Source organism: Microterricola pindariensis, assembly GCF_002936985.1.
Classification (GTDB): Bacteria; Actinomycetota; Actinomycetes; order Actinomycetales; family Microbacteriaceae; genus Microterricola; species Microterricola pindariensis.
In genome coordinates, this window is sequence record NZ_MPZN01000052.1 from 1 (window position 1) to 22412 (window position 22412).

The window sequence follows — 22412 nt, forward strand, 5'->3', positions numbered from 1 at the left end:
GCGTGGGAGGGACATCGCCGCGGACCGCCGCCTCGTGCTGCGCGGCTACACGGTTCTCCGCTTCGACTACAAGCAGATCCTGTTCGACTGGCCCACCGTCGAGGCACAGATCCTCGCCGCGATGGCGCGCGGGGCACACCTGGCCCGCTGACCACGCCCACACCGGAGGTGAAAGTGGGCGAGGGAGGCCGGTTCCGCAGAATCGGACCTCCCTCGCCCACTTTCACCTCCCAAGGAGGCGCGTCGGCTACTTCACACTGCCGGCCGTCAGACCGCCGACGAGCCGCTTCTCGATCAGCATGAACAGCACCACGACGGGCACGATCGCCACGATGGACACGCCGAAGACATAGTGCCAACTGGTCTCGTACTGCCCGACGAACTTCGTCAGCGCCACGGACAGCGGCTGGTTGCCGTCGGTGGAGAGGATGACCAGCGAAGCCGCGAACTCGTTCCAGCAGGCGACGAACGTGAACACGATCGCGGTGACGATGCCGGGCCAGACCAGCGGCAGGTTGATCCGGAACAACACGGTCAGCCGGGACGCGCCGTCGATCTGCGCGGCCTCGTCGACCTCCTTCGGGATGCCGGCGAAGAAGCTGTGCATGATCCACACGGCGAACGACAGGTTGAACGCCGCGTTCACGAGGATCATCGCGAGCCAGGTGTCGGAGAGCCCCAGCGTGATGAACTGTCGGAACAGGCCGGAGGTCAGCACGGCCGGCTGCAGCATTTGGGTGACGATCACGAGGAACAGGAACACCATGCGCCCCGGAAAACGGAACCGTGCCGTGTAGTACGCGGCGGGCAGCGCGACGAGCAGCACCAGCAGCGTGGCGCAGACCGAGATGATGATCGTCGACACGAGGTTCTGCACCAGCGGCGTCTCGGGCGTCGACCACATCGTGATGTAGTTCTCCCAGCGCCACTCCGTCGGCAGGTAGGTGGGGTCGACGGAGCGGATCTCGGACTTGGACTTGACCGAGCCGAAGAACATGATCAGGTACGGCAGGATGAAGATCAGCAGCACGGCCAGGCCGGCGGCCATCCGCCAGGCGACCTTGCCGGCCGAGACCTGGTCCTCGGTGTAGCGCCGCTTGCGCTTGACGGGCGGCCGGGGGACGGCCGGGGCGTGGGTGCTCTGCTCCGGCAGGGTCGCGGTGCTCACGATCAGACCTCCTTCATGGGCTTGACGACCTTGACGTAGATCGCCACGATCACGATCACGATCACGAACGCGACGACGCTCAGCGCGCTGGCGACGTCGATCTTGTGCTGGTTCTGGATGTACTTGAAGATCATCGTCATGATGGTGTCCGCGTCGTAGCCGGGGATCGACCCGGTCATCACCTTGAGGATCGGCAGCGAGTTGAACACGTTGATGATGTTGATGAGCACGGCGACGCTGATCGCCCCGCGCAGCTGCGGCAGCACGATGCTGAAGTAGGTGCGGGACGGGCTCGCCCCGTCCATCTTGGCGGCCTCGATGGCGTCGCCCGGCACGCCCTGCAGGCCGGCCAGGATCGTGTAGGTGGTGAAGGGCAGCGACACGAAGACGGCGATCACGATGGACCAGGCGAATGCCGTGTCGGCGTTCCTCGTCCAGCCGAAGCCCTCCGGGGTGTCGATGAGGCCGATGTCCACCAGGAACTTGTTGATGATTCCGAAGTACGGCTCGAGGCCGTAGTAGATGACCATCGTCGTCATGACCACGGATGCCGCCCAGGGCACGATCACGGCGAGCCGCACCAGCTGGCGCCCGGGGAACGCCTTGTTCAGCAGCTGTGCGAGCGCGAGCGAGAGCAGCACGGTCAGCACGACGACGGCGATGACCCAGATGATCGTTCTGCCGAAGATCGGCCAAAAGTAGGCGAAGTTGAAGACCTCGAGGTAGTTGTCGAAGCCCACGGGCCCCTTGTCGATCCCGCTCTGGCTGATGTCGCGGGTCGAGTTGTAGAACATGACGCCGGCGGGGAAGAACACCACGCCGACGATGAGGGCCAGCACGGGGGCGATCCACGGCAGCGCGTCGAGCAGGTCTTTCCCGCCCGTCCCGCTGCGGGGGCGGCCGGTGGCCGCCCCCGCAGGGATCGATGTCTTCTGCTTCGTCGTCTTGCTCATCTCGCTGCTTTCATCGATCCCACGGTGTCGGTTCTCTTGCTTATCCGGCGTCGGACTGCGCCTGGATCTCGGCGAGTACGCCCGCGGCGTCCTTGCCCTGTGCCAGCTGGCCGAAGAGCGCCTTGAACGCTGCCTCGGTGGCGGACCACTTGGCGTTGGTGCTCGGGTAGAACTCCGCGGCGGGCAGCGCGTCGAGGAACGGCTTCAGCGACTCCTCGCCGTTGAGCTGCTCGGCACCGGACTTGGTGGTGGGCAGGAAGCCCTCGGTCTGGACCCACGGCACGTAGACATCGGCAGAGAAGTAGTAATCGAAGAACTTGGTGATCGCCTCCTGCTTCGTGCCGTCGTTCTTGAACGCCATCAGGTGGTCGGCGACGCCGACGGTGAGGGCGCTGCCGTCCTGGGTCGGGATCGGGGCGATCGTGTAGTTGAGGTCCGGGTTCCCGGCCGCGATCTGGCCGACTGTCGGCGGGAGGCCGACCTGCATGCCGATCTTGCCCTGGACGAAGATGTCCATCAGCGGGGTGCGGTCGGTCGACCCGGCATCTGCCTGGGTTGCACCCTCGGTCACCATCTTCTGGATGAACTGGGCACCGACGAGGTTCTCCGGGGTGTCGACCGTGATGGTCGTCTCGTCACCGAAGGTGCCGCCACCGCCCCAGAGCCACACGGCGGCCTCCGCCTGCGCCTCCTCCGAGCCGAGCGGCATGCCGTAGCCGGCGATGCCGTTGCCGAGTGCGGAGACCTTCTTGGCCGACTCGAGCAGCTCGTCCCACGTGGCGGGGATGGTCGCGCCGGCCTGCTCGAGCAGGTCGTTGTTGACGAACAGCGCGCGGGCCGAGGCGATCAGCGGCAGGCCGTAGGGGGTGCCGTCGACAGCGGCGTTCTCGATGAACGTGTCCTGGAAGTCGGCGAGGGTCGCCGGCGAGACGACCTCTTCGGTCGTGTACAGCAGGTCGTCGGCCGCGAAGCCGGCGAACGGGCCGCCATTGAAGATGTCCGGGGCCTGGCCGCCGGAGACCTTGGTGGTGATGACCGAGTCGAGGTTCTCCCACGACTGCACTTCCAGCTTCACCTTGATGTCGGAGTTGGCGGCTTCGAAGCCGGCGATGACGTCTTCCCACAACCCCTTGGTGCTGTCGGAGTAGCTGGGGACGAGCAGGTTCAGCGTCGTGACCGAGCCGCCGGCGTCACCGGCGTCGCCGCTCGTGCCGCCTCCGAACCCGCAGGACGCGAGCGTCATGGTTGCCAGCGCCGCGGTTGCGACCATGGCGCCGACGCGCAAAGACTTCTTCATTGGTGCTTCCTCACTCTTGGATGGGGTGCCCTGCCGCCAAAGGAGCCTCACGCGACAGTGCGTTGTGTCGGAAACAGCGACTCGCGGATGCTTGCCTGATGCTTCATGACCGTTATGACCAGTAAACAATCAATATCATTCACCGACTGCTCGAAATCATGACCTGCATCGCTCGCCCCGTCAATACCGCGACCGAATCGTTACCGAGATTTTATTAGCACTCCTTACAAATCATGTTGTTGCAGCATTTATCGCAAAACGAGCGTTGCAGTGATGGTTAACTCAAAGATAAGATCAGATTCGATCACTACAGAAGCCTTTGCGAGCACGTCGCCGAATCGGCCACCCAGGCGCACAACACCGAGGAGATTCCCATGACGGACCCCCAGCAGACCGCGCTGACACCGGAGCACATGGCCATCGAGTTGGCCTCCCAGCCCGAGGTCTGGGCGCGCGCTGCGGCGCTCACCGCCGAGCAGTCGTTGATGCCGGCCGCCGGGCAGAAGGTCGCCATCGTCGGTTGCGGCACCTCCTGGTTCATGGGCCAGGCCTACGCCGAGCTGCGCGAGCGCAGCGGCCAGGGGGTGACCGACGCCTATGCGGCATCCGAGGCCTTCGTCGACCGCGACTACGACGCGATCATCGCGCTGACTCGCTCCGGCACCACCTCAGAGGTGCTCGAGCTGGTGCGCGCCCAGCGCGGCTCCAAGCGCATCATCGGCATCGTCGGCGACGTGAACTCCCCCTTCGTCGACGACGTCGACGACCTGGTCAAGCTGCCCTTCGCCGACGAGCAGTCCGTCGTGCAGACCCGCTTCGCCACCACCGCCCTCACGTTCCTGCGCGCGTCGCTCGGCGAGAACCTGGACACCGCCATCGCCGACGCCCAGGCCGCCGTTGACGCCCCGCTCGACGAGGAGCTGCTCACCGCCGAGCAGTACACCTTCCTCGGCCGCGGCTGGACGGTGGGGCTCGCCCACGAGGCCGGCCTCAAGATGCGCGAGGCCTCGCAGTCCTGGACAGAGTCCTACCCGGCGATGGAGTACCGCCACGGCCCGATCGCGATCGCCGCCCCCGGCCGCGTCACCTGGATGTTCGGCGAGGCCCCGGTCGGGCTGGCGGCGGATGTCGCGCGCACCGGCGCACGCTTCGAGACGAGCTCGTTCGACCCGCTGGCCGACCTGGTCCGCGCCCAGCGCGTCTCGCTGGAGCGCGCCCGCGCCAAGGGCCTGAACGCCGACGCACCCCGCAACCTCACGCGGTCTGTCATCCTGAGCGAGTGATTGCCGCTCCCATGCCCCCGCACCCGCTCGGCCCCGGTGCCGCCGTCGTCGCCTTCGACGTCGGCGGCACCGACACGAAGTCCGCACTGTTCGCCGGCGACGGCTCCATGCTCGGCCTGACCCGCACACCGACGCCGCTTGCCGGTGCGGAGACCCCGGGCGCGGTCCTCGCCCTCGCGGCCGAGATCACCGCCCGGTATGCCCGTGAGTTCCCCGCCGTCGCCCCGCGCGCGGCGGGCATCATCGTGCCGGGGCTCGTCGACGATGAGAACGGCATCGGCGTGTTCGCCGCCAACCTGGGCTGGCGGGACGCGCCGTTCCGCGACCTCGGCATGGAGCTGCTCGGCCTGCCCGTCGCCTTCGGCCATGACGTGCGCGGAGCCGGTGAGGCCGAGTTCCGCCTCGGGGCGGCCCGCGGCACGCAGGACGCCGCCGTCCTCGTGATCGGCACCGGCCTTGCCGGGGCCTTCTTCGTCGACGGCCGGCCGCACATCGCCGGCGGCTACGCCGGCGAGATCGGCCATTCCATCGTGGCGGACGGCCCCGACTGCTCGTGCGGCGGCCGCGGCCACCTGGAGGCGATCGCCTCGGCCGGCGCCATCGCGCGCCGCTACGCCGAGCGCAGCGGCACACCCTCGGAAGGCGCCCGCGCCGTCTTGCAGCGCGCCCAGGCCGGCGACCCGCTCGCGCAGGCGGTCTGGGACGAGGCCGTGCACGCCCTGGCACTGGGCATCGCCCAGGTCATCACGATCATCGCGCCCGAGGTCGTCGTGCTCGGCGGCGGGCTCGCCCAGGCCGGACCCGCCCTGTTCGAGCCGCTGGAGGCGGCCCTCGACGGCATGCTCACCTTCCACCGCCGGCCGCGCATCGTCGCCGCCCAGATCGGCGAGAATGCCGGCCTCATCGGGGCGGCCCTGCGCGCCCGCGACCTGGTCCAGACGGAGCACACGGCATGATCATCACGGTGACCCCCAACGCCGCCCTCGACCTCACCTGGTGGGTGGACAGGATCGAGCCCGGCGCCACCCACCGGGTGCCGAGCGGCATGGCCCGTGCGGGCGGCAAGAGCCTCAACGTGGCCCGCGTCGCCGACCAGCAGGGCCTCGCCGTTCTCGCCATCGCGACCGCGGGCGGAACGACCGGGGCGGAGCTCGAACTCGAACTGAGCGCGAGCGGCGTCCCGCACACCCTGGTTCCCGTCGCGGCGAGCACCCGCCGCTCCCTCGCCCTCTACGACGCGGGCGCGGACGAGACCAGCATCTTCAACGAGTACGGCGAGGACCACAGCGCCGCCGAGTGGGCCGAGCTCCTGGCCGCCGTCGACGATGCGCTTCCCGGCGCCAGCTGCCTGGTCGGCTCCGGCAGCCTGCCGCCCGGCGCCGACACCGACTTCTACCCCGGGCTGGTGCGCCGGGCCGCGGCGGCCGGCATCCCGAGCGTCATCGACACCTCCGGACCCGCCCTGCTCGCGGCCGCCGATGCGGGCGCCACGGTGCTGAAGCCGAACCGCGACGAGCTCGTCGCGGCCACGGACATCGCCGACCCGATCCGCGGCGCGCGCTCCCTGATCGCGCGCGGCGCCCGGCTCGTGCTGCTCTCGCTCGGCAGCGCCGGCATGATCGCCGTCAGCGCCGACGACCCGTCCGGCCACCTGAGCGCCCGGCTGCCCGAGCCGCTGGCCGGCAACCCGACCGGGGCCGGCGACGCCGCCGTCGCCGCCGTCGCGAGCTGCTTCGCGGAGTCGCCGGGCGCCACCCCGCCCACCGAGGCGATCCTGCGCCGGGCGACGGCGTGGTCGGCCGCCGCGGTGCTCATGCCGCTGGCCGGCGAGATCTCCCCCCTGCATGACGAGTTGTCGACCACCATCCGCATCGAACGCCACACGGAGACCCCCTCATGACGCTGACCCCGACCCGCACCCTGATGACGGATGCCGCGGCCGCCGGCACCGGCATCGGCGCGTTCAACGTGATCCACCTCGAGACGGCCGAGGCGCTGGTTGCCGCCGCCGAGGCCGCCGGGCTGCCCGTCATCCTGCAGATCTCCGAGAACTGCGTCAGCTACCACGGCGCGCTGGAGCCGATCGCCCTGGCCACTCTCGCCATCGCCGGGGCGTCCACCGCCCCGGTCGCCGTGCACCTCGACCACGCGGAGGACGAGCAGCTCGCCTACCGGGCCATCGAGCTCGGCTTCGGCTCCGTCATGTACGACGGGGCGCACCTGGCCTACGCCGAGAACGTCGCCATCACCGCGCGGGTCGTCGAGCGCGCGCACGCCGCCGGCGTCTACGTGGAGGCAGAGCTCGGCAAGGTCGGCGGCAAGGACGGCGCCCACGCCCCCGGCGTGCGCACGGACCCGGCTGAGGCGGCGGCGTTCGTCGCAGCCACCGGCGTGGACGCCCTCGCCGTGGCCGTCGGCTCCTCGCACGCGATGACGGAGCGCTCCGCCAGCCTCGACACCGCGCTGATCGCCGAGCTGCGCGCGGCGCTCGACGTGCCGCTCGTGCTGCACGGCTCCTCCGGGGCATCCGACGCGCAGATCCAGGCTGCCATCCGCGCCGGCATGACCAAGATCAACGTGTCCACGCACCTGAACGCGCACTTCACGGGGGCGCTGCGCGGCTACCTGCACGCCAACCCCGCCGTGGTCGACTCCCGCACCTACATCGCCCCGGGCCGCGCGGCGGTCGCCGCCGAGGCGGCTAGGCTGCTGGAACTGTTCGCCCTGCGCACCCCGATGGAGGTTTTCGCATGAACCGCGCCGAACGACTGAACGCCGTCCTGGACCTGCTCGCCGCCGACGGGCAGGTCGAGGTGGACGACATCGTCAGCCGACTGGACGTCTCGCCCGCCACCGCGCGCCGCGACCTGGACACACTGGCTGCGCAGAACCTCCTCACCCGCACCCGGGGAGGGGCGATCGGGCAGACCGTCGCCTACGACCTCCCGCTGCGCTACAAGCTGCAGCAGCACGCAGAGGAAAAGTCGGCGATCGCCAGGGCTGCCAGCGCCATGACGCCGCGCGGCGCCGTCGTCGGCCTCTCCGGCGGCACGACATCGACGGTGATCGCCTCCGCACTCGGCATCCGGCCCGATCTGGCCGAGGCGGGCCCGCAGGCCAATCTGACTGTCGTCACCAATGCCATCAACATCGCCTCCCAGCTGGCGATGCGTCCGCAGATCAAGACGGTGATGACCGGAGGCGTCGTGCATGCGCGCTCCTACGAGCTGGTCGGCGACTACGCCGCGGCGGTGCTGAACAGCGTGACGCTGGACATCGCCTTCATCGGCGCGAACGGCCTCGACCCGGTGCTCGGCGCGACCACGCAGGACGAGCGCGAGGCCAGCGTCAACCGGCTCATGGCCTCCCGGGCCGCCCGCGCCGTGCTCGTGACGGATTCCAGCAAGATTGGCAAGAAGGCCTTCGCTGCCATGGGCGACGCCCGCCTGTTCGGCACCGTCATCACCGACGCCGGAATCACCGCGGAACAGCGCGCCGCCTTGACCGAGCACGGATATGACGTGATCATCGCTCAGTGAGCACTAATGCCGTGAACCCGAATCCCCTCAGCCCCGCAACGATCATCATCCATTCCGCCCGCCTCGTCACCGGCGGGCAGATCACCGCGGACGCCTGGGTGGCGTTCTCCGGCGAGCGCGTGCTCGCCGTCGGCAGCGGGGACGGCTGGCGCGAGCTGGCCTCCGCGGAGACCGCGGTCACCGACGCAGGCGGCCGCTGGCTCACCCCCGGCTTCGTCGACATCCACTGCCACGGCGCGGGCGGGGCCGCCTTCGACGACGGCATCGACGGCATCCGCGCCGCGCTCGCCGTGCACCGCGCGCACGGAACCACGCGCTCGGTCATCTCCTTCGTCACCAACACCGGCCCTGCACTGCTCGGCAGCCTGCGCACCGTCGCGGAGCTGGCCGCGATCGACCCGCTGGTGCTCGGCTCACACCTGGAGGGCCCGTTCCTCGACACCACCTACAAGGGCGCGCACAACGAGGCGCTGCTGCGCTCGGCGGCCCCCGCCGAGCTGGACGCGATGCTGGATGCCGCCGCGGGCACCCTCCGTCAGATCACCCTCGCCCCGGAGCTGCCGGGCGCTCAGGAGGCGATCGCCCGCCTGGTGGACGCGGGGGTCGCCGTCGCCGTCGGACACACCGCCGCCGACTACGACCAGGCCCTCGCGGCCTTCGACGCCGGGGCCAGCATCCTGACCCATGCCTTCAACGGCATGCGCGGCATCCACCACCGCGCGCCGGGCCCCGTCGCCGCCGCCCTGCACGCGGGTGGCGTCACGCTGGAGGTCATCAACGACGGCACCCACGTGCACCCGGAGGTCGTGCGGATGGCGTTCAACGCCGCCCCCGGCCGCATCGCGCTCATCACCGACGCCATGGCGGCGACCGGCTCGGCCGACGGCGACTACCTCCTCGGCGCCCTCGCGGTGACCGTCACGGATGGCGTCGCCCGGCTCGTCGACGGCGGCTCCATCGCCGGCTCGACGCTCACCCTCGACGACGCGGTGCGCCGCGCGGTCACCGAGGTCGGCATCGGCATCGAGACCGCGATCGAGGCGGTCACGGCCGTCCCCGCCCGCGCCATCGGGCGCGGCGACGACCTCGGCACGCTCGCGGCAGGGTTCGCCGCCGACGCGCTCATCCTGAACGACGACTTCACCGTGGCGGCCGTCTGGGCCGACGGGGCGCAGCTGGTCTGACGCAGTCCAGCTAGTGCGGGTGCACGTGCGGGCGCCTCGAGGTGACCAGCACGAGCACGAAGGAGAGCGCCAGGATGCCGACGAACACCCAGGGCAGCGCCTGCAGCCCGAGGGTGGCGTAGAGCGCCGCTCCGAGCAGCGCGCCGCCGCCGATGCCGAGGTTGAACGCCGTCGTGTAGAAGGCCGCTGCGGCGTCCCTGATGCGGGCGGATGCCGTGTGCAGCAGGCGCGTGTTGAGCATCGGGGGCAGCGCGCCGAAGGCCACGCCCCAGAACAGGAACGCGGCGATGGCGAGCGCGGGCGTCTCGCTGAGCAGGGCGAGCGCGGCGACCCCGACGCCGACGCCGGCGAAGGCGATGAGCAGGCCGCGGGTCGGGTGCCGGCCGAGCACCGTGCCGGCGAGCAGGAGGCCGAGCGCGCCGGCGATGCCGTAGCCGAACAGCAGCGGGCCGACGGCCGCGGCATCCGCCCCGAGCACCTCGATCAGGTATGGCGCGATGTAGGTGTAGACCGCGTACTGGCCGATCATCACCACGCCGGTGACGACGCAGACCACGATCACGCCGACGAGGGTGGGGTCGCGGCGCACCGAGACGTGCTCGGCGCCGTCGGCCGGAGCGTGCCGGTGCTGCACGCCGGGCAGCAGCCGCCAGACCAGGAGGGCTCCGAGGAGGGTGAGGCCGGCGATGCCGGCGAACGCCACGCGCCAGCCGAAGGCGTGCCCGAGCGCCGTGCCGAGCGGGACGCCGAGCACGAAGGCGAGCGAGCCGCCCGCCGTGGTGATGGCCACGGCGCGTGCCAGCTGCTCCTTGGGCACCAGGTGGCCGGCGTAGGCGCCGACGATGGACCAGAACAGCCCGTGCGCGGCGCCGCCGAGCACCCGGGTGGCCACGATGAACTCGTAGCTGGGGGCGATGGCCGTCAGCACGGCGGACAGCGCGAGGATCACCAGCACCCCGACGAGCAGCGGTTGCCGCGGCAGCCGGCGGGTCAGGGCCATCAGCGGGGCGCTGGAGAGGACGACGGTGAAGGCGAAGACGCTGACGAGCAGGCCCACCTCCGGCTCGCTGGCGCCGAGCTCGGCGCTCATGTCGGGCAGGAGGCCCATCGGCAGCATCTCGATCGTGATCGAGAGGAACACCGCGACGGCCAGGGTGAGGAGGCCCACCCAGGGGAATGCGGGCGGCGCGTGGCGGGAGGGAGCAGTTTCAGTCATTCGTGATACCCATGAATGGCGTTCCCCGCTCGGCCTCGCGGGGCGGCGGGGCGGGTCGACTACGCGCTGTTGTGCGCGCCCAGGGCCGTGTCAGATCGCACAGCCGCGTCCAGCCTAGGGCACGGGGCGCACCGCAGGCAGGCTCCCCGGGTGGCTAGGCTGGAGGGATGGAGTTCGACGCCGCCCTCACGCCCCCGCCCGCCCAACACCACTGGGTGCTGACGCTCATCTGCGTCGACGGCCCCGGGATCGTGCACGCCATCAGCGGCGCCGTGGTGCAGGCCGGTGGCAACATCACCGAGAGCCAGCAGTTCGCCAGCAACGACACCGGCCGCTTCTTCATGCGCCTGCAGATCGAGACCCAGGCGGGGCGGGAGGTGCTCGAGGCGGCCCTGGCCCCCGTCGTGGCGCACTACGGCATGAACTGGCGGCTCGACGTCGTCGGCCGGCCGCTGCGCACCCTGGTGCTGGCCTCCACGGCCGCGCACTGCGTGAACGACATGCTGTTCCGCCAGCGGGCCGGCCTGCTGCCGGTGCACATCCCGCTCGTGCTCTCCAACCACAGCACCCTGCGCGACCTGGCCGGCTTCTACGGCGTGCCGTTCGAGGCCTACCCGGTGACGGATGCCGAGAGCAAGGCCGCCTTCGAGCAGCGCATCCTCCGCGCCGTCGAGGAGCACGAGATCGAGCTGGTCGTGCTGGCCCGCTACATGCAGATCCTCTCCCCCGAGCTGTGCACCGCCCTCGAGGGCCGCGCCATCAACATCCACCACAGCTTCCTGCCCGGCTTCAAGGGCGCCAACCCCTACAAGCAGGCGCACGCCCGCGGCGTCAAGCTGATCGGCGCGACGGCGCACTTCGTCACCAGCGACCTCGATGAGGGCCCGATCATCGAGCAGAACGTGGTGCGCGTCGACCACTCCCGCAGCGCCTCCGAGCTGGTCGCCATCGGCCAGGACGAGGAGAGCCGCACGCTCACCCAGGCCGTCAAGTGGTTCGCGGAGGACAGGGTGCTGCTGGACGGCGCCCGCACCATCATCTTCCGCTGATCCGGAGGCTGGGCCGCGCCGGTTAGGCTGGTGGGGTGACTGATACGCCCGACACCCCCAGCCCGACGGCATCCGCGGCCCCTCGCGTGACCCCGAACGACATCATCCGGTTCATCCTCGAGGTCGTCGCGGTGATCTCGCTCGCGATCTGGGGCCTCACGATGTGGCCGATGCCCTGGCCGGGCGTCGCCTTCGCCATCGGCGCGCCGCTGATCGCGATCCTGCTCTGGGCCCTCTTCCTCTCGCCCAAGGCCGTGTTCCAGGTGGATGCCTTCGGCCGCGCCCTGTTCGAGATCATCGTGATGGGTTCTGTCGCCCTGGCCTGGTGGAGCATGGGCCTGCCCATCGTCGCCGGCGCGTTCGCCCTGCTGGCCACCGTCAGCGGCGTGATCAACGGCCGCAGCCGCCTCTAGGCGGCACCCGACGCGAAACACGAAGCCCCGCATCTCGAGGAGATGCGGGGCTTCTGCGTGTGGCGCTGGGGCCTAGAGCTCTTCCCAGTCGAAGCGGGTGTTCCAGACGTGGCGGTAGTAGTCGCTGTTGGCGAGCTTGGAGGCGGCGCCCTCGTCGATGATCACCGTGGCGTGCGGGTGCAGCTGGATCACCGAACCCGGCTGGCTGGCCGACACGGGGCCCTCGACGGCGGCGGCGATGGCGTCGGCCTTGGCCTCGCCGAAGGCCAGCAGCACCAGGTGGCGCGCCCGCAGGATCGTGCCGAGGCCCTGCGTGATGCAGTGCACGGGCACGTCGTCGATCGAGTCGAAGAAGCGCGCGTTGTCGATGCGGGTCTGCTCGGTGAGGGTCTTGGTGCGGGTCAGCGAGGTCAGCGAGGAGCCGGGCTCGTTGAAGCCGATGTGCCCGGTGCGGCCGATGCCGAGGATCTGCAGGTCGATGCCGCCCGCGGCGAGGATCGCCGCCTCGTACTCGTCTCCTGCGGTCTGGATGCCGTCCAACGCGCCGTTCGGCACGTGCACGAGATCCGGGTTCAGGCCGAGCGGCTGCACGACCTCCCTGTTGATCACGGAGCGGTAGCTCTCCGGGTGGCCGACGGGGATGCCGACGTACTCGTCGAGGGCGAAACCGCGTACCGCGCTCAGGTCGACGGGCTGTGCAGCGACCTTGGCGGCCAGCGCCTGGTAGCTCGACAGCGGGGTCGAGCCCGTTGCCAGCCCGAGCACGGCATCCGGGGTGCGTCCGACGAGGCGCAGGATCGCGTCGGCAACCAGCTCGCCTGCGGCATCTGCGTTCGGGACAATAACGATTTCAGCCACGTATTACTTCACTCCTACTAATGCCGCGCCGAAGGCAGCGGCGGGAAATCCGATGGGGATGAGCCGCACCCGCTCCGCCAGGGCCAGGGAGGCCAGGAACGGCGAGCTCACCGACCAGTCTGCCAGTACGCCGCGCACACCGCGAAGCAGCGGCTCGCCGATGGCGCTCAAACCGCCTCCGATCACGACTCGGTCCACATCGACGGTGAGCACCAGTGCACGAACCCCGGCGGCCACCCCCTCGAAGAAGGTGCGCTGCACCGCGAGCGCCGCGGCGTCGCCGGCCGCCGCCAACTCGAACAGCTCGAGCACCGGGTACTCCGCACTGCTCGGCCACATTCGGGCTATGGCCGATCCGGACGCGACGGTTTCCAGGCAGCCCACCTGGCCGCAGCCGCAGAGCACACCGCGCGGGTCCAGCGGCAGGTGGCCGATCTCGCCGGCCGTGCCGGTGGCGCCGCGCAGCAGCACCCCGTTCTGCACGATGCCGGCGGCGAGCCCGGTGCCGAGGTTCAGGTAGGCCATGCTGCCGCCGAACAGCTCGCCGGAGGCCGTGGCGCCGTCGATGCTCAGCTGGTGGGCGCCGAGCGCGGCGGCCTTCACATCGTTCTCCACGCGCACGGGGACGCCGACCCGGTCGCCCAGCTCGCGGCCGAGCGCGAGCTCGGAGACGCCGAGGTTCACGGCGTGTGAGACGACCCCGTTCGCGCTGTCCACGGCGCCGGGGATGCCGACGCCGATCGAGGTGAACGCGGAGACGTCGAGGCCCGCGCGCTCGGCGAGCGCACGCACGCTGGCCTCCGCGCTGTCCAGCACGGCCCGCGCGCCGAACCCTGTCGCCCGCCGGAGCGGCTCGCCGAAGCTGCCGTTGTCGGCGACGGCGATTGCGGCGGTCTTGGTTCCGCCGATGTCGATGCCGATCCTCACGCCGCGCGCTCCGCCGCCGGGGCGCCGAGCAGCTCCAGGAGTGCCCGGCCGAGCAGCCGGGACGCGCCGAAGGTGGCGATGTCGGCGTAGGCCCGGTCGTCGGAGGGCCAGCCCATGTCGACGACGAGCACCTCGGCGCCGCTGGCGCGGATGGCGTCGATCGCGGCGCGCGCGAAGGCATGCCGGTGGTTGTCCTTGCCGATGACGAGGACGCGGCCGGCCAGGCCGGTCGGTGACTGTCCCCCCTCAGCGACGATCTGCACGCTCTGCTCGGCCCAGGCGGGGCCGGGGTCCGTGCCGAGTGCGGCGAACGGGCCCCACGGCGCGACGCCGACGGCGATGTTCGCCTCGGTGTCGATCCGCACGATGCTGCCCGGCTCGCCGCCGGCGAGCCAGCGCGCTGCGGCATCCGACACGTCGAAGGTGGCGGCCACGCGGGCGGCGGCCAGCGTCGGGTCCACCTCGGTGTCGACGAGAGCCGGGATCGGCACACTCGCCTCCAGCTCGAGGCCCTCCTCGGCCAGGCGGATGACGCGGCCCGCGGCCTCGGCAATGCGCCCGGACCCGATGCGCCCGGCCTCGTGCGCCGCCAGCACGGCGGCCTCGATCTCGCCCAGCTGCGCGTCGGTGTTCTCGGTTCCGATGCAGAGCAGGTCGCAGCCGGCGGCGAGGGCGAGCACGGCCGCCTCCGCGATGCCGTGCTCGCCGCTGGCGCCCTTCATGTCGAGGGCGTCCGTGACGATGACCCCAGCGAAGCCGAGCTCCTCGCGGAGCAGTCCCTGCAGGATGGTGCGTGAGAAGGTGGCCGGTCGCTCGGCGTCCAGCTGCGGCAGCAGGATGTGCGAGCTCATGATGGTGCGCGCCCCGGCGGCGATGGCCGCGCGGAACGGGACGAGCTCGCGCTCGCGCAGCTCGGCGGCGCTCCGGTCGATCACGGGCAGTGCGAGGTGCGAGTCGACGGCCGTGTCGCCGTGCCCTGGAAAGTGCTTGGCGCTGACGGCGACACCGGTCTGCTGGTGGCCGCGCACCCAGGCGGCGCCGTGTGCGGCAACCGTCTCGGGGTCGGCGCCGAAGCTCCGCACGCCGATGACGGGGTTGTCGGCGTTCGAGTTGATGTCGATCGAGGGGGCGAAGTTGAGCGTGCAGCCGGCCCTGCGCAGCTCCCAGCCGACCAGCCTGGCCACGTTCTCGGTGTGGGCGAGGTCGTCGCCGCGACCGAGCACGGCCGCTCCGGGGTAGGGCGAGCCCACCGCGTAGTAGAGGCGGGTGACGTCGCCGCCCTCCTCGTCGATGGCGATGACGGCCAGCGGGTTGGCGGCGCGGATCTCGGCGGTCAGGGCACGCAGCTGCGGCATCGACTCGATGTTGATCCCGAAGAGGCACACCCCGCCGAGTCCGCCGCGGAGGCGCTCCGCGAGCCACTCCGGCAGCGTGGTCCCGACGAATCCGGGCAGCAGAGTTCTGGCGATCTGGCTCCGCAGGGTGTCCTGCCCGCTCAGACCGCGGTCGATCGGCGTCATCCCTTGACCGCTCCGCTGACGAGTCCGCTGGTCATGCGACCCTGGACGATGAGGAAGAAGATGATGACGGGCACGGCCACGAGGGTCGATGCGGCCATGACCTGGCCCCAGTCGGTCTCCCGGGTGGCGCTGGCCTGGATGAAGCCGCGCAGCCAGAGCGGCAGCGTCTGCATCGCCTCAGCCGGCAGCAGCACCAGCGCGACGGTGAACTCGTTCCAGGCCTGCAGGAAGGCGAAGACACCGGATGCCACGAGCCCGGGCGCCAGCAGCGGGAACGTGATGCGCAGGAAGGCCTGGGTGCGGCTCAGGCCGTCGACCATGGCGGCCTCTTCGAGGTCGGCCGGGATGCCGGCGACGAAGCCGCGCAGCATCCAGATCGTGAACGGCACAACCGCGGCCGTGTAGATGACGCTGAGCCCGATGACCGAGTTCAGCAGCCCGACGCTGGCCACCATCTTGTACTGCGCGATGAACAGGCCCTCGGCCGGCAGCATCTGCACGATGAGCACGGCCAGGACGAAGCTCTTGCGCCCCTTGAACCGGAAGCGGCTGATGGCCACGGCGGCGAGGAAGGCGAAGAGCAGGCAGAAGAACACCGCGATGAGGGTGACCGAGAGGCTGATGCCGAGGGCGGAGAAGAACGTGCCGTCGGCGAGCGTGTTGGCGTAGTTGTTCAGCGAGCCGTTGACCGGGAAGAACGTCGGGATGAAGGACTGCAGCGTGCGGTTGGGCAGCAGCGAGGAGTTGATCATCCAGTAGACCGGGAAGACCCAGCCGAGGGCGATCACGATGGCCAGGGCCGAGTAGATCACGCGGCTGACGCGGAGCGGGCGGCGGGTGCGCGCCCGGGCGGCACGACCGGTCTGACCGGTGGTCAGGAGCTGCGTCTGGTTGGGGGTGGTTGCGGTGGTCATGACTGTTCGTCCTCCTTGAGAAGGCTACGCACGTAGTACCAGCTGATCGCGACGGTGAGCAGGAGCACGAAGATGGAGACGGCAGAGGCCATGCCGAAGTCCTGCGAGCCGGCGCCGAGCTTGTAGATGTAGGTGCCGAGCAGGTCGAACTCGGCGGCGCGCGAGCCGGCATCCTGCAGCATCGTGATCTGGGTGAACACCCGCAGGTCCCAGATGAGCTGCAGCAGCAGCACGATGGCGATCACGGGGCGGATCATCGGCATGATGATGAAGCTCAGGCGCTGCCAGGCGCTGGCGCCGTCGAGCTGGGCGGCCTCGAGCACCTCGTCGGAGACCTGGGTGAGGCCCGCGTACACCGAGAAGGCGACGAAGGGCACAGACATCCAGACGACGATGATGCAGGCGACCATGAAGAAGGTGAACGGGTTCTCGAGCCAGGCGAAGCGGTTCATCTCCACGCCGGGGATCATGTCGAGCAGGTAGTTGACGACGCCGCGGCGGCGGTCGAACAGCCAGATCCACACGGTCATCGCGGCGACGACCGGCATGGCCCAGGCCAGCAGCAGCGAGATCTGCAGCGTGAGGCGCACGACCTTGCCGACGGCGGTCATCAGAACCGCCAGCAGCAGGCCGATCGCGAGGGTGATGAAGGCGGTGACGGCCATGAACACGAGCGAGCGCACGACGACGCCCCACATGTCGGGGTTGGTCGCCAGGGAGAGGTAGTTCTCGAACCCGACGAACGGCGCCGGCTGGCCGAACTGCTGGGACAGGCCGAACTTCTGGAAGGACGTGATGGTCTGCCAGATGAGCGGGTAGCCCATGCCGATGAGGAGGATGACGACGGATGGGATGAGGAGCAGGTAGGGCGTTGGCAGGCGGCGCCGGGGTTTGGCGACCTGGCGATCCTTCTGCGCGGCCTTCTCCGGAGCGGTGGCGACGGTTGAGCTCATGGTCTCATCCTCCTTTCAATGCGAGGTAAATGCGATGGCGTGAGTGGAAGGGGCCGCGGGAGGTTGCTCCCGCGGCCCCAAGTGTTGCAAGTGGTGCGTGGTGGTGCAGTCGCTGCTAGTTGAGCAGCGCGGTGATCTTCTCGTCGTACTCAGCGGAGAGCGCCTTGATGTCGCCACCGGCGGAGACCTTGCCGAAGAACTCCTCGAGCAGTGCGGCACCCTCGACGGCTGCCCAGCCGGGAGCGGCGGGGGTCAGCTTGGAGGAGGCAGCGGACTCGATGAGCGCTGCGGCGAACTGGTCGTCGCCGAGAGCCGAGGCGTAGTCCAGGTTGGCCGGGCCGAGGCCGTTCTCGCCGAGGAGCGTCTGGTACTCCGGGGAGAAGACGATCTTCAGCAGCTCGCGGGAGCCTTCCTGGTTCTTGCTGGCCGCCGAGATGGCGATGTTCGAGCCACCGGCGAAGACGGGGGCTGCGCCGCCGTCGACACCCGGGAGCACGAAGGTGCCGAACACGTCGTCGTTCCAGGTCGCGACCATCTTGGTTGCGTCCTTCGGGTCGGCGGCGAGGTCACCGATGGACCAGTGAGCCCAGCCCGGAGCGATGATGGTCGCGGCCTCGGGAGCGCCGGTCGCCTCGTTGTTGTTGATGTTGACCCACGGGGTGCTGTCGAACTCGGTCGCGGGTGCGAGGGATGCGCCCGCGAACAGCTCGGCGAACTGCGTGATGCCCTTCTGGCTGTTCTCGGAGGAGAGGGTGGAGACCCACTTGTCGCCGTCCTTCTCCGCGAGCTCTCCGCCGTTGGCGAAGATCCAGGAGATGGCGTTGCGCCAGTCGGAGCCGCCGATGTAGAAGCCGGACTGGCTGTCGGTGCGGAGCGACTTCACGGTCTCGTCGAACTCGGCGAGGGTGGTGGGGACGGTCTTGCCCGCGGCCGCCCAGATGTCCTTGCGGTAGAAGTTGTACCGCGAGCCGAAGTAGTACGGCAGCGCGTAGTTGGCGCCGTCGACCTTGCCGACCTCGACGAAGGACTGGATCAGCTTGTCGCCGCCCAGCTCGGGGACCAGGTCGCTGACGTCGCTGAACGCGCCGACGTTGGTGAACGTCGGGGACCAGGTGTTGCCGATCTCGACGACGTCAGGCGTGTTCGCCGCGTCGGGAAGCGAGGTGGTGAGCTTGGCGAGGGCGTCGCCCCAGCCCTGCTCCTCGATCGTGAGGGTGCCGCCGGTGGCATCCTTGTACTCGGTCTTGAGGTAGTCGCGCAGTGCGTCAGGGGTGTCGCCACCCATCAGCCACAGCGTGATGTTCTGACCTTCGGCGGAGCCGCCAGTGTTACCGCCCTCGTTGCCGGTGGTTGCGCTGCAACCAGCAAGAACGAGTGCCGCTGCGGTGCCCAGTGCGAGGGCTGCATACCTTCTCTTCATTGCGGATTCCTTACTCTTGGTTGGGTGTGGTGCTGCGAGACGGGGTCTCTATGAGACCCCGAGTTGTCCTGAGAGGACCATGACAGCCGCGCCGCGCAGAACAATGTCGTCCTGTGCCAGCGAGGTCATCCGGAGGGCGAGATCACCAGTGAACTCGGCCATCGTTCGCTTCCGGAGTGTCTCGATGGTTGCTGTTGCCAGCGGGCCATCAAGCAGTTCCGTCGGGCCGCTCAACACAATCTCCGAGAGGTTGAGTGCTCCGACGACGGGGGCCAGGATGATGCCGAGCCGGCGACCTGCCTCCCGAAGAATGAGTTCGCGCGCGGCGGCCTGCTCGGCCTCCGTGCCCGTGGTGGCCGCGAGTTGCTCGGTCAGGCGGGGCACGCTCAACCAGGCCTCGAGGCAGCCGATCTTGCCGCATGCGCAGGCGGGTCCGCCGTCTGTGCCGATCACGACGTGCCCGATCTCGCCGGCCGCGGAGTGGCTGCCGTAGAAGGGGCGCCCGCCGAGGATCAGGCCGGCGCCGACACCGGCGCCCACCTTGACCAGCATGACGTCGCCGCTGGCGCGGCCGAAGCTGTGCTCGGCGAGCACGGCGACGTCGGCGTCGTTGGCCACGAGGACGGGGATGTCGAAGCGCTCCCGCAGCATCGCCTGCAGCGGGAGCAGGGTCCAGGCCAGGTTGGGCGCGGTGAGCACGGTGCCGTCGGCGTCGACGATGCCGGGCGATCCGACGCCGATGCCGAGCAGCGGCGCCGTGGCGCGCAGCACGAGCCCCTCGATCAGGCCGACGACCGCGGCAAGCGCGTCGTCGCCGGTGCGCCCGGCTCGGTCGGCGTTCTCGCGCTCCAGCACGGTGCCGTCCAGGTCGAGCAGGGCGGCGCGCATGTGCTGGTCGGAGAGGTCGACACCGATGATCTGGAAGGCGGCGCGGTCGATGTCGATCATCGTGGCCGGCTTGCCGGGGCGGGCCGCCTCGCGCTGGCCCAGCTCGATGACGAAGCCATCCTGCATCAGGCCGGCGACGAGGTCGGAGATGGTGACCCGGGTCAGCCCGGTTTCACGCGACACGTCGGCGCGGCTCTGCGGTCCCTGCCGGTACAGCGTCTGCAGGACGAGCGAGCGATTGTGGCCGCGGGCATGCTCCGGCAACACCTTTGCGGTGGGCCTGAGGATGCGCCCATGACTGGGCTGCGTTGCGGTCATGTTTGTTAGTAAAGCTTACGAACAAACAATGTGCAAGCCCGATCGCGAAAAACCTCCCCGGGTTATCGATTCGTGATGTTGCCCGTCGGGGCGCGCTCCGGCCGGGCCTCCGGCAGGCTCCACCGGGCGTCGCGGCGCATCCCGATCGCCCGCAGCGCGTTCAGGATCGTCACGAGGTCCACCACCTCCTGCAGGGCGGCGCCCACCGTGGCCGGGATCAGGCCGAACGCGGCGATCAGCATGAGCACCACGCTGAACGCGATGCCGATCCAGATGCTCTGCAGGGCGATGCGCATGGTGTCCTGGCCGATCTGCACCGCCCGGGCGGCGCGCGCGATGTCGTCGACCATGATGACGACGTCGGCTGACTCGCTCGCCGCGGTCGCCCCCTTGGCCCCCATCGCGATGCCCACGTCGGCGGCGGCCAGCACCGGGGCGTCGTTCACCCCGTCGCCCACCATGATCACGGGCCGCTCGGTGATGGCGCGCACCGCGACGACCTTGTCCTGCGGCAGGCATTCCGCCTGCACCCGGGTGATGCCGAGTTGCTCGGCCACGTGGTCGGCCGTCGACTGGGCGTCCCCGGTCAAGATCATGCTGTCCCGCACGCCGAGCTGACGGAGCGCCGCGATCGTGGCGGCGGCGTTGCCCCGCACACTGTCGCTGGCGACGATGGACCCGGCGAAGCGGCCGTCCACGGCGACCGCGATCGAGAGCTCGCCGCCGGAGAGCTCCGTCGCCCGGGCATCCGGGGCCGCAGCCCGCACGAAGCTCAGCTTCCCGATGGTGACCACGCGGCCGTCGATCGTGGCGACGACGCCGTGCGTGGCCACCTCCCGGGCCGTCTCGGCCGGCCGCAGGGCCAGGCCGCGCTCCTCGGCGGAGCGCATGATGGAGGCCGCGAGGACGTGCGAGGAGTACTGCTCGGCGGATGCCGCGAGCGCCAGCACCTCGTCGGCGTCGAAGCCGGGCGCCGGGCGCACGGCGGTCAGGCTCGGCCTCCCGTGCGTCAGGGTCCCGGTCTTGTCGAACACCACGGTGCGAGCGCGGGCCAGCTTCTCGAGCACCCCGCCGCCCTTGACGATCACGCCGTTGCGGGCTCCCCTGCTCATGCCGCCCATGAAGGCGACGGGGGCGGCGATCAGCAGCGGGCAGGGCGTGGCCACGACGAGCACCTCCGCGAAGCGCACCGGGTCGCCGCTGACCGCCCAGGCGATGCCGGCCAGGGCGAGCGAGAACAGGGTGAACGGCACCGCGTAGCGGTCGGCCAGGCGCACGACGGGGGCCTTGCTCTCCCCGGCAGCCGCGACGAGGGCGACGATCTGCTGGTACTGGCTGTTCTCGGCCGTCGCGGTGGCCCGGATCTGCAGGGCGGCCTGCCCGTTGACGGAGCCGCTCAGCACCGCGTCGCCGGTGCCGCGCTCCACCGGGATGCTCTCGCCGGTGAGCGAGGACTCGTCGAAGGCGCCGCCCTGCCCCAGCAGCACGCCGTCGACGGGCACGATCTCGGCCGGGCGCAGCAGCAGGGTGTCTCCGACGGCGACCTCGCTGACGGGGATCTCCTCGATGCCGCCGCCCGGCAGCACCCGGTGGGCGGACTGCGGCGACTTCGCGAGCAGGGCGTTGAGCTCGCGCTTGGCGCGGCCCGCCGCGTAGTCCTCGAGGGCCTCCCCGCCCGTGAGCATGAGCACGATGACGATGCTCGCCACGTACTCATTGACCAGCACCGTCGCGATGATGGCGGTGACGGCGAGGATGTCGAGGCCCCAGTGGCCGCGCATGATGTCGCGGACCATCCGCACGGCCTGCATGGCGGCCACGACCAGGGCGAAGCCGCTGAACAGCCAGCGCACGAGGTTCGTCGGCTCGGTTCCCCAGCCGGCCGCCCAGAGCACGACGCCCACGACGATGACGAGCAGCGTCGTGGCGAGCAGGGGGTAGCGGCGGGCGTGAGTGCGTATCCAGGCCATGCGTCGAGTCTGGCGGATGCGGCCGGGCGCCGCCAGCAAGCGCAGGCTGCCCTCAGCCGGCGACGCGGGACCGGCCGGCGTGAAACACCAGGGGGTCGGATGCCGCGGCATCCGACCCCCTGGGTCACATCAGGCTGTGTCGCTTACGCGAGGCGGGCCTTGAGGTTGTTCGCGATCTCGGCGAGGAACTCCTCGGTGGTCTGGTAGCCCTGCTCCGGGCCGACCAGGAGCGCGAGGTCCTTGGTCATCTTGCCGCTCTCGACGGTCTTGATGACGACGTCTTCGAGCGTTGCGGCGAACTCGATGAGGGCCTGGTTGCCGTCGAGCTTTCCACGGTGGTTCAGGCCACGGGTCCACGCGAAGATCGAGGCGATCGGGTTGGTGGAGGTGGGCTTGCCCGCCTGGTGCTGGCGGTAGTGACGGGTCACGGTGCCGTGGGCGGCCTCGGCCTCGACGACCTTGCCGTCCGGCGTGGCCAGAACGCTGGTCATCAGGCCGAGCGAGCCGAAGCCCTGCGCGACGGTGTCGGACTGGACGTCGCC

21 protein-coding genes are annotated in these 22412 nt (G+C 70.2%); 8 read left to right on the forward strand and 13 right to left on the reverse strand.

Annotated features, from left to right (window positions below; all coding sequences use genetic code 11):
- Positions 1–247 precede the first annotated feature (247 nt).
- Genes GY24_RS13315 through GY24_RS13325 form a run of 3 tightly spaced genes read right to left on the reverse strand, consistent with a single transcriptional unit; the run spans position 248 to position 3418 of the window.
- The gene (locus GY24_RS13315) at positions 248–1168 is read right to left on the reverse strand and encodes a carbohydrate ABC transporter permease (RefSeq protein ID WP_233279365.1); all 921 of its coding nucleotides are present in this window, start codon (positions 1166–1168) and stop codon (positions 248–250) included.
- Between the two features lie 2 nt (positions 1169–1170).
- Positions 1171–2121: a carbohydrate ABC transporter permease gene (locus GY24_RS13320; RefSeq protein ID WP_104476554.1), complete on the reverse strand. Its 951-nt coding sequence runs from the start codon at positions 2119–2121 to the stop codon at positions 1171–1173.
- 40 nt (positions 2122–2161) lie between these two features.
- Complete coding sequence (locus tag GY24_RS13325) at positions 2162–3418, reverse strand: extracellular solute-binding protein (RefSeq protein WP_104476556.1); 1257 nt, start codon at positions 3416–3418, stop codon at positions 2162–2164.
- A 374-nt stretch (positions 3419–3792) separates the two neighbouring features.
- Here GY24_RS13325 and GY24_RS13330 point away from each other — a divergent pair, with 374 nt between their 5' ends.
- Genes GY24_RS13330 through nagA form a run of 6 tightly spaced genes read left to right on the forward strand, consistent with a single transcriptional unit; the run spans position 3793 to position 9424 of the window.
- Complete coding sequence (locus tag GY24_RS13330; RefSeq protein ID WP_104476558.1) at positions 3793–4701, forward strand: SIS domain-containing protein; 909 nt, start codon at positions 3793–3795, stop codon at positions 4699–4701.
- Positions 4698–5657, forward strand: a complete 960-nt coding sequence (locus GY24_RS13335; protein ID WP_233279366.1) for an ROK family protein — start codon at positions 4698–4700, stop codon at positions 5655–5657. The genes GY24_RS13330 and GY24_RS13335 overlap by 4 nt, the downstream gene beginning before the upstream one ends.
- Positions 5654–6601, forward strand: coding sequence for a 1-phosphofructokinase family hexose kinase (locus GY24_RS13340; protein ID WP_104476562.1), 948 nt, complete (start codon positions 5654–5656; stop codon positions 6599–6601). The genes GY24_RS13335 and GY24_RS13340 overlap by 4 nt, the downstream gene beginning before the upstream one ends.
- Positions 6598–7455, forward strand: coding sequence for a class II fructose-bisphosphate aldolase (locus GY24_RS13345; protein WP_104476564.1), 858 nt, complete (start codon positions 6598–6600; stop codon positions 7453–7455). The genes GY24_RS13340 and GY24_RS13345 overlap by 4 nt, the downstream gene beginning before the upstream one ends.
- On the forward strand, positions 7452–8240 hold the full coding sequence (locus GY24_RS13350; protein WP_067225809.1) for a DeoR/GlpR family DNA-binding transcription regulator: 789 nt from the start codon (positions 7452–7454) through the stop codon (positions 8238–8240). The genes GY24_RS13345 and GY24_RS13350 overlap by 4 nt, the downstream gene beginning before the upstream one ends.
- Entirely contained in the window at positions 8237–9424 is a 1188-nt protein-coding gene (gene nagA, locus GY24_RS13355) for an N-acetylglucosamine-6-phosphate deacetylase (RefSeq protein WP_233279367.1), read from the forward strand. Before GY24_RS13350 ends, nagA begins: the two co-directional genes overlap by 4 nt.
- Before the next feature lie 10 nt (positions 9425–9434).
- On the opposite strand, the gene GY24_RS13360 is transcribed toward nagA, so the two are convergent.
- Complete coding sequence (locus GY24_RS13360) at positions 9435–10640, reverse strand: MFS transporter (protein WP_104476568.1); 1206 nt, start codon at positions 10638–10640, stop codon at positions 9435–9437.
- A gap of 167 nt (positions 10641–10807) precedes the next feature.
- Here GY24_RS13360 and purU point away from each other — a divergent pair, with 167 nt between their 5' ends.
- Both purU and GY24_RS13370 read left to right on the forward strand, forming a co-directional pair.
- A complete protein-coding gene (gene purU / locus GY24_RS13365) occupies positions 10808–11689 on the forward strand; it encodes a formyltetrahydrofolate deformylase (protein WP_083363148.1) in 882 nt (293 codons plus the stop codon).
- 35 nt (positions 11690–11724) lie between these two features.
- Positions 11725–12102 carry a YrdB family protein gene (locus GY24_RS13370; RefSeq protein WP_231919357.1) on the forward strand — a complete coding sequence of 126 codons (378 nt, stop codon included), beginning with the start codon at positions 11725–11727 and terminating at the stop codon, positions 12100–12102.
- A 72-nt stretch (positions 12103–12174) separates the two neighbouring features.
- On the opposite strand, the gene GY24_RS13375 is transcribed toward GY24_RS13370, so the two are convergent.
- From GY24_RS13375 to GY24_RS13415, 9 genes are all read right to left on the reverse strand, one after another.
- Positions 12175–12960, reverse strand: a complete 786-nt coding sequence (locus GY24_RS13375) for a glucosamine-6-phosphate deaminase (protein ID WP_083363146.1) — start codon at positions 12958–12960, stop codon at positions 12175–12177.
- A gap of 3 nt (positions 12961–12963) precedes the next feature.
- Complete coding sequence (locus GY24_RS13380; protein ID WP_104476570.1) at positions 12964–13887, reverse strand: ROK family protein; 924 nt, start codon at positions 13885–13887, stop codon at positions 12964–12966.
- A complete protein-coding gene (gene nagZ, locus GY24_RS13385) occupies positions 13884–15407 on the reverse strand; it encodes a beta-N-acetylhexosaminidase (RefSeq protein ID WP_104476572.1) in 1524 nt (507 codons plus the stop codon). The genes GY24_RS13380 and nagZ overlap by 4 nt, the downstream gene beginning before the upstream one ends.
- Complete coding sequence (locus GY24_RS13390) at positions 15404–16321, reverse strand: carbohydrate ABC transporter permease (protein WP_104476574.1); 918 nt, start codon at positions 16319–16321, stop codon at positions 15404–15406. The genes nagZ and GY24_RS13390 overlap by 4 nt, the downstream gene beginning before the upstream one ends.
- Positions 16318–17274 carry a carbohydrate ABC transporter permease gene (locus GY24_RS13395; protein ID WP_083363142.1) on the reverse strand — a complete coding sequence of 319 codons (957 nt, stop codon included), beginning with the start codon at positions 17272–17274 and terminating at the stop codon, positions 16318–16320. Before GY24_RS13395 ends, GY24_RS13390 begins: the two co-directional genes overlap by 4 nt.
- A 115-nt stretch (positions 17275–17389) precedes the next feature.
- On the reverse strand, positions 17390–18694 hold the full coding sequence (locus GY24_RS13400; RefSeq protein ID WP_104476576.1) for an extracellular solute-binding protein: 1305 nt from the start codon (positions 18692–18694) through the stop codon (positions 17390–17392).
- 48 nt (positions 18695–18742) lie between these two features.
- The gene (locus tag GY24_RS13405) at positions 18743–19900 is read right to left on the reverse strand and encodes an ROK family transcriptional regulator (protein ID WP_104476578.1); all 1158 of its coding nucleotides are present in this window, start codon (positions 19898–19900) and stop codon (positions 18743–18745) included.
- 62 nt (positions 19901–19962) lie between these two features.
- Complete coding sequence (locus GY24_RS13410) at positions 19963–21870, reverse strand: heavy metal translocating P-type ATPase (RefSeq protein ID WP_104476580.1); 1908 nt, start codon at positions 21868–21870, stop codon at positions 19963–19965.
- Positions 21871–22013: 143 nt separating this feature from the next.
- A partial coding sequence (locus GY24_RS13415; RefSeq protein ID WP_267892619.1) for an isocitrate/isopropylmalate family dehydrogenase occupies positions 22014–22412 on the reverse strand: 399 nt, incomplete at its 5' end.

What these genes read in the sequence shown, in the direction of transcription:
- GY24_RS13340 (WP_104476562.1), top strand. Translation starts at nt 5,654, where the DNA reads ATGATCATCACGGTGACCCCCAACGCCGCCCTCGACCTCACCTGGTGG.
- purU (WP_083363148.1), top strand. Translation starts at nt 10,808, where the DNA reads ATGGAGTTCGACGCCGCCCTCACGCCCCCGCCCGCCCAACACCACTGG.
- GY24_RS13320 (WP_104476554.1), bottom strand. Translation starts at nt 2,121, where the DNA reads ATGAGCAAGACGACGAAGCAGAAGACATCGATCCCTGCGGGGGCGGCC.
- GY24_RS13400 (WP_104476576.1), bottom strand. Translation starts at nt 18,694, where the DNA reads ATGAAGAGAAGGTATGCAGCCCTCGCACTGGGCACCGCAGCGGCACTC.
- GY24_RS13390 (WP_104476574.1), bottom strand. Translation starts at nt 16,321, where the DNA reads ATGACCACCGCAACCACCCCCAACCAGACGCAGCTCCTGACCACCGGT.
- GY24_RS13395 (WP_083363142.1), bottom strand. Translation starts at nt 17,274, where the DNA reads ATGAGCTCAACCGTCGCCACCGCTCCGGAGAAGGCCGCGCAGAAGGAT.
- GY24_RS13325 (WP_104476556.1), bottom strand. Translation starts at nt 3,418, where the DNA reads ATGAAGAAGTCTTTGCGCGTCGGCGCCATGGTCGCAACCGCGGCGCTG.
- GY24_RS13330 (WP_104476558.1), top strand. Translation starts at nt 3,793, where the DNA reads ATGACGGACCCCCAGCAGACCGCGCTGACACCGGAGCACATGGCCATC.
- GY24_RS13345 (WP_104476564.1), top strand. Translation starts at nt 6,598, where the DNA reads ATGACGCTGACCCCGACCCGCACCCTGATGACGGATGCCGCGGCCGCC.
- GY24_RS13360 (WP_104476568.1), bottom strand. Translation starts at nt 10,640, where the DNA reads ATGACTGAAACTGCTCCCTCCCGCCACGCGCCGCCCGCATTCCCCTGG.
- nagZ (WP_104476572.1), bottom strand. Translation starts at nt 15,407, where the DNA reads ATGACGCCGATCGACCGCGGTCTGAGCGGGCAGGACACCCTGCGGAGC.
- GY24_RS13410 (WP_104476580.1), bottom strand. Translation starts at nt 21,870, where the DNA reads ATGGCCTGGATACGCACTCACGCCCGCCGCTACCCCCTGCTCGCCACG.
- GY24_RS13405 (WP_104476578.1), bottom strand. Translation starts at nt 19,900, where the DNA reads ATGACCGCAACGCAGCCCAGTCATGGGCGCATCCTCAGGCCCACCGCA.
- GY24_RS13350 (WP_067225809.1), top strand. Translation starts at nt 7,452, where the DNA reads ATGAACCGCGCCGAACGACTGAACGCCGTCCTGGACCTGCTCGCCGCC.